The sequence below is a fragment of the Limnohabitans sp. Rim8 genome (assembly GCF_943326455.1).
Classification (GTDB): domain Bacteria; phylum Pseudomonadota; class Gammaproteobacteria; order Burkholderiales; family Burkholderiaceae_C; genus Limnohabitans_A.
Genome location: NZ_CALPTI020000028.1, coordinates 25,052 through 31,486, shown reverse-complemented (window position 1 = coordinate 31,486; position 6,435 = coordinate 25,052). Strand labels below are relative to the sequence as shown.

The 6,435-nt window shown below is 57.8% G+C and carries 3 protein-coding genes; all 3 read left to right on the top strand.

Going from position 1 to position 6,435, the window contains the following annotated elements; translation table 11 throughout:
- Nucleotides 1-89 precede the first annotated feature (89 nt).
- The 3 genes from rpoC (at nucleotide 90) to Q1M54_RS14840 (ending at nucleotide 6,434) form a co-directional block, all read left to right on the top strand.
- Nucleotides 90-4,304 carry a DNA-directed RNA polymerase subunit beta' gene (rpoC, locus tag Q1M54_RS14850; protein WP_300558763.1) on the top strand — a complete coding sequence of 1,405 codons (4,215 nt, stop codon included), beginning with the start codon at nucleotides 90-92 and terminating at the stop codon, nucleotides 4,302-4,304.
- Between the two features lie 221 nt (nucleotides 4,305-4,525).
- Nucleotides 4,526-5,839 (top strand): 16S rRNA (cytosine(967)-C(5))-methyltransferase RsmB, encoded by a 1,314-nt coding sequence (rsmB, locus tag Q1M54_RS14845; protein ID WP_366146262.1) that lies wholly within the window; start codon nucleotides 4,526-4,528, stop codon nucleotides 5,837-5,839.
- Nucleotides 5,796-6,434 (top strand): DUF4390 domain-containing protein, encoded by a 639-nt coding sequence (locus tag Q1M54_RS14840; protein WP_300558759.1) that lies wholly within the window; start codon nucleotides 5,796-5,798, stop codon nucleotides 6,432-6,434. The genes rsmB and Q1M54_RS14840 overlap by 44 nt, the downstream gene beginning before the upstream one ends.
- Nucleotide 6,435: the final 1 nt, after the last annotated feature.

Here is a 6,435-nt window from a genome sequence, read left to right as displayed (position 1 = left end):
TCGTTCAACGTGCTGGTCAAGGAAATCCGTTCGCTGGGCCTTGACATCGAGCTCGAGCGTTCTTAATTCACAGGCAAAGGATTTAAACCATGAAATCACTACTCGACCTGTTCAAGCAGTTCACGCCCGATGACCATTTCGATGCCATTCGCATCGGTCTGGCATCGCCCGAGAAGATCCGTTCCTGGTCTTTCGGCGAAGTGAAAAAGCCGGAAACCATCAATTACCGCACCTTCAAGCCCGAGCGCGATGGTCTGTTTTGCGCCAAGATTTTTGGCCCTATCAAAGACTACGAATGCTTGTGCGGCAAATACAAGCGCCTCAAGCACCGCGGTGTGATCTGCGAGAAGTGCGGCGTTGAAGTCACACAAACCAAAGTGCGCCGCGAGCGCATGGGCCACATCGATTTGGCTGCGCCTTGCGCCCACATCTGGTTCTTGAAATCCTTGCCATCGCGTTTGGGCCTGGTGCTCGACATGACGCTGCGCGACATTGAGCGTGTCTTGTACTTTGAAGCGTATGTGGTGACCGATCCCGGCATGACCCCGCTGAAAAAGTTCGGCATCATGTCTGAAGACGACTACGACGCCAAGATCAAGGAATACGGCGATGAATTCGTCGCCAAGATGGGCGCCGAAGGCATCAAGGAATTGCTGCAAAGCATTGACATCGAAAGCGAAATCGAGCGCCTGCGCGGTGACTTGACCGGCTCCGAACTGAAGGTCAAGAAAAACTCCAAGCGCCTCAAAGTGCTGGAAGCCTTCAAGAAGTCCGGCATCAAGCCCGAGTGGATGGTGCTTGAAGTGTTGCCCGTGTTGCCACCGGACCTGCGTCCGTTGGTACCTCTGGACGGCGGCCGCTTTGCGACTTCCGACCTGAACGACCTGTACCGCCGCGTCATCAACCGCAACAGCCGTCTGCGCCGTTTGCTGGAGTTGAAGGCCCCCGAGATCATTGCGCGCAACGAAAAGCGCATGCTGCAAGAAGCCGTGGACAGCTTGCTGGACAACGGCCGTCGCGGCAAAGCCATGACCGGCGCCAACAAGCGTGCCCTCAAGTCTTTGGCCGACATGATCAAAGGCAAGAGCGGTCGTTTCCGTCAGAACTTGCTGGGCAAGCGCGTGGACTACTCCGGTCGTTCCGTCATCACCGTGGGCCCAACCCTCAAGCTGCATCAGTGCGGTTTGCCTAAGTTGATGGCCATCGAGTTGTTCAAGCCCTTCATCTTTGCCCGTCTCGAGTCGATGGGTATCGCCACCACCATCAAGGCGGCCAAGAAAGAAGTCGAAGCCGGTACACCAGTGGTCTGGGACATCTTGGAAGAGGTCATCAAAGAGCACCCCGTGATGCTCAACCGTGCCCCTACCTTGCACCGCTTGGGCATTCAGGCTTTTGAGCCTTTGTTGATCGAAGGCAAAGCCATCCAGTTGCACCCCCTCGTTTGCGCGGCCTTTAACGCCGACTTCGACGGTGACCAAATGGCCGTGCACGTCCCCCTGTCGGTCGAAGCCCAGATGGAAGCCCGCACTCTGATGTTGGCCTCCAACAACATCTTGTTCCCCGCTTCTGGAGAGCCCTCCATCGTGCCGTCTCAAGACGTCGTTTTGGGCTTGTACTACGCCACACGTGACCGCATCAACGCCCGTGGCGAAGGCCTGATCTTTGCCGACATCGGTGAAGTGCAGCGCGCCTTGGACGCCGATGCCGTCGAGTTGACCGCCAAGATCAACGTGCGCATGACCGAGTGGACCAAAGACAAAGCGACCGGTGAATTCACCGCCTCCGTGTCGATGGTGGAAACCACTGTGGGCCGTGCCCTGTTGTCCGAGATCCTGCCCAAGGGCCTGCCATTCAGCAACCTGAACAAGGCGCTGAAGAAGAAGGAAATCTCCAAGCTGATCAACACTTCTTTCCGCAAGTGCGGCTTGAAAGAGACGGTGGTGTTTGCCGACAAGCTGTTGCAAAACGGTTTCCGTTTGGCCACACGCGCCGGTATCTCTATTGGTATTGACGACATGTTGGTGCCGCCAGAAAAGCCCGCCATCATCGAAGCCGCCGAAAAAGAGGTCCGCGACATCGAGCAGCAATACGTCTCGGGTTTGGTGACCTCTGGTGAGCGCTACAACAAAGTGGTGGACATCTGGGGCAAAGCCGGTGATGTTGTCTCTAAAGTGATGATGGACCAGCTACGCAAAGAGAAAACCATCGACCGACATGGCAACGAAGTCGACCAAGAATCGTTCAACTCGATTTACATGATGGCCGACTCTGGTGCCCGTGGTTCTGCAGCGCAGATCCGTCAGCTGGCCGGTATGCGTGGCCTGATGGCCAAGCCAGACGGCTCCATCATTGAGACCCCCATCACGGCGAACTTCCGTGAAGGCCTCAACGTGTTGCAGTACTTCATCTCTACCCACGGTGCGCGTAAAGGCTTGGCCGATACCGCTTTGAAGACGGCCAACTCGGGTTACCTGACCCGCCGTTTGTGTGACGTCGTGCAAGACTTGGTCGTGACTGAACAAGACTGTGGAACCCGCAACGGTTCACTGATGCGCGCCATCGTTGAAGGCGGTGAAGTGATCGAGTCCTTGCGCGACCGCGCTTTGGGCCGAGTCGTCGTCGAAGACGTCTTGCACCCCGAAACACGCGCTGTCATGGTCAAGACCGGGGTCATGCTGGACGAAGACATGCTGGACGAGTTGGAACTGGTCGGCGTTGACGAAGTCAAGGTTCGCACCGCGCTCACCTGCGAAACACGCTTTGGCTTGTGCGCCAGCTGCTATGGCCGCGACTTGGGCCGTGGTGGTTTGATCAACACCGGCGAAGCCGTGGGCATCATTGCCGCTCAGTCGATCGGTGAACCAGGCACACAGTTGACCATGCGTACCTTCCACATCGGTGGTGCCGCGTCGCGTGCTGCAGTGGCTTCCAGCGTAGAAGCCAAGTCCAGCGGCACGATCGGCTTCAATGCCACCATGCGTTACGTGACCAACACCAAAGGCGAGTTGGTGGTGATTTCCCGTTCCGGCGAAATCGTCATCTCCGATGCTGGCCGTGAGCGTGAGCGTCACAAAGTGCCTTACGGTGCCATCTTGGCCATCAAGCCCGACCAAGCCATCAAGGCCGGCGTCATCTTGGCCAACTGGGACCCGCTGACACGACCCATCATCACCGAATTTGCCGGTAAGGTTCAATTCGAAAATGTTGAAGAAGGTCTCACCGTGGCCAAGCAAATGGACGAGGTCACAGGCCTGTCCACCTTGGTGGTCATTGACCCTAAGCGTCGTGGTGCTGCCAAGGTCATTCGTCCTCAGGTCAAGCTGATCGACGCTTCAGGCAAAGAAGTCAAAATCCCCGGCACCGATCACTCGGTGACGATTGGCTTCCAGATCGGCTCGCTGATCCAAGTGCGCGACGGCATGGATGTGGGCCCTGGTGAAGTGCTGGCCCGTATCCCGGTTGAAGGTCAAAAGACCCGAGACATCACCGGCGGTTTGCCACGTGTGGCCGAACTGTTCGAAGCCCGTACACCTAAAGACAAAGGCATGTTGGCCGAAATGACCGGTACCGTGTCGTTCGGTAAAGAGACCAAGGGCAAAGTGCGCTTGCAGATCACCGATCCAGAAGGCAAGGTCTGGGATGAACTGATCCCCAAGGAAAAGAACATCCTGGTACACGAAGGCCAAGTGGTCAACAAGGGCGAAAGCATTGTGGACGGCCCTGCCGATCCACAAGACATCCTGCGCCTGTTGGGCATGGAAGAGCTGGCCCGTTACATCGTCGACGAAGTCCAAGACGTCTACCGCTTGCAAGGCGTGAAGATCAACGACAAGCACATCGAAGTGATTGTTCGTCAGATGCTGCGCCGCGTGGTGGTCGAGAACGTGGGTGAGTCCACCTACATCTCTGGTGAGCAGGTGGAGCGCTCCGAAATTCTCAACACCAACGAAGCTTTGCAGCGCGAAGGCAAGATCCCTGCAACCTTCAGCAACTTGTTGCTGGGTATCACCAAAGCCTCCCTGTCGACCGACTCGTTCATCTCGGCCGCTTCCTTCCAGGAAACGACCCGTGTGTTGACCGAAGCGGCGATCATGGGCAAGCGCGACGAGTTGCGCGGCTTGAAGGAAAACGTGATCGTGGGTCGTTTGATCCCTGCCGGTACAGGTTTGGCTTATCACAAGGCCCGTGCCGTGAAAGACGCGATGGACGATGCCGAGCGCAAAGCCATTGCCGATGCGGAAGCTGCGGACTTGGCCGGTGAGTCGACCGAAGACGCCATCACAGACGCTGGCGAAGCCGCCTGAGCGATGAAGTCACCGGTCCTCCGGTGACCCTTGAGCAGCCCCTGTACCGCCAAGTGGTCAGGGGCTGTTTCATTTTCAAATAGGCATTCACGGCCCACCCCATGACCCCAAAGCCACGCGCCCAACATCTCCCCAGGTCCCCCAGGCCGATCTTCAAAGCTGCAGAAGCACTTGAGCCGGGTCAGCCGTCCAAGCAGGGGCCCTCCAACCATTCGGCTCCCTTGTGGCAATTGCTGCAAGCGACCGCAGCAGTGGTGCAGGGCGTGCGTTCAGGGCGCTCATTGACGCCTGAAATCGAAGCGGTGCCTTCCGAACTGCGCCCCGGCGTGCAAGCGCTGGCATTTCAGGTCATGCGCCAATTGGGCCGTGCCACTGCGCTGCGCGAACAATTGGCCAGCAAAGCCCCACCTCCAGCTGCCGACGCCTTGTTGTGCACCGCTTTAGCTTTGAGCTGGCAAGACGCAGAGGCGCCTTACCCGGTACACACTTTGGTCAACCAAGCGGTCGAAGCTGCTCGCCAGCAAAGAACGACGCACGCCCAAAGCGGTTTCATCAACGCTTGTCTGAGGCGCTTCATGCGTGAACGTGAGGACTTGGTGGCTCTGACCGACACCAACCCGCAGGCCTTTTGGAATCACCCCCTGTGGTGGATTGAGCGCCTGAAAGCCGAATACCCGGCGCAATGGCAAAGTCTCCTGGGCATGGCGCAGCAGCCCGCACCCATGAGCTTGCGTGTCGATCCACGCCACCACAGCGTGGCCGAATACCAAGCGCAGTTGCTGGCCCTTGGCTTGCCTGCTCAAGCCGTTGGGGCGACAGGCTTGCAGTTGGCAAAAGCAGTGCCGGTCACCCAGTTGCCCGGCTTTGCCCAAGGCCACGTTTCTGTTCAAGATGCTGCAGCCCAAGTGGCCGCCCCCTTGTTGCTGCAAGGCCGTGACGCCACCAAGCCCTGGCGCATTCTGGACGCTTGTGCGGCCCCGGGTGGTAAAACTGCTCACTTGTTGGCTTGTTACCCCCAAGCTCGGGTTCTGGCCCTCGATGTAGATGCCCGCCGTTGCCAGCGGATTGATCAGAACTTAAAGCGCTTGGGTGTTCAAGCTGAGGCTCGTGCTGAAGTTCGCGCCGCAGATGCGGCCAAGCCCGACAGTTGGTGGGACGGTGAAAACTTTGATGCCATCTTGCTGGATGCCCCATGCACCGCTTCGGGCATCGTGCGCAGACATCCTGACGTGCGTTGGCTGCGTCGTCCCAGCGACAGCGCCCAACTGGGCCAAATTCAGGCGCAATTGCTCAAAGCGCTCTGGCCTCTCTTGGCACCGGGCGGGCGATTGCTTTACTGCACCTGCTCGGTCTTCCGTTCCGAAGGGGATGAAACCGTGCAAGCGTTTCTTCAGCGCAACACCAATGCCCAATTGCTGCCATCTCCCGGCCATTTGATACCCGGTCATGCGCCCACAGGTCTTCCGGTCGTGGACAATGCGTTGGGTGAACATGATGGGTTTTATTACGCACTGCTGGAGAAAGAACGGGCTTGAGCTGCTCAGCAGCCTCGCGCGGCTTTTGTGCGTTGGCATCCTGTCTATTTCCACAGCTTGGGCCCAAAATGCCAGCATCGAGCTGACCGAACTCAAAGCGCTGCGCGAGAACGGCAACTTGGTGCTCAACGCTCAGATGTCTTTGGAGTTGGGGCCTGTCCTGGAAGATGCCTTGGTCAAAGGCCTTGCACTTCACTTTGTGGCCGAAGCTGAGATTTTGCGAGACCGCTGGTACTGGACCGATGCCCAAGTGGGTGTGAGCCATCGCTACTACAGGCTGGCTTTTCAACCCTTGACGCGGCGTTGGCGTTTGAATGTGTCATCCGAACCAATCGCGGGCACCGGTTTGGCTGGCAGCATTTCACAAAGTTTCGAAACCTTGGGTGAGGCCCTGAGCGTCATCCGCAGGCAGTCTGCTTGGCGACTCATTGATCTGCAAAGCCTCACCCCTGACGCTCGGCAACGCATTCGTTACAACTTCAAGCTGGATGTGTCTCAACTGCCCAGACCCTTTCAGATCGCTGCAGGCGGTCAATCCGACTGGAATTTGCAGGTCAGCAGAACACTCCGCTTGAACCAGGATTTGGTGCGCTGAA

Bases quoted from the DNA above. Each gene is read 5' to 3' on its own strand.
- rpoC (WP_300558763.1), top strand. From the start codon at position 90: ATGAAATCACTACTCGACCTGTTCAAGCAGTTCACGCCCGATGACCAT.
- Q1M54_RS14840 (WP_300558759.1), top strand. From the start codon at position 5,796: ATGATGGGTTTTATTACGCACTGCTGGAGAAAGAACGGGCTTGAGCTG.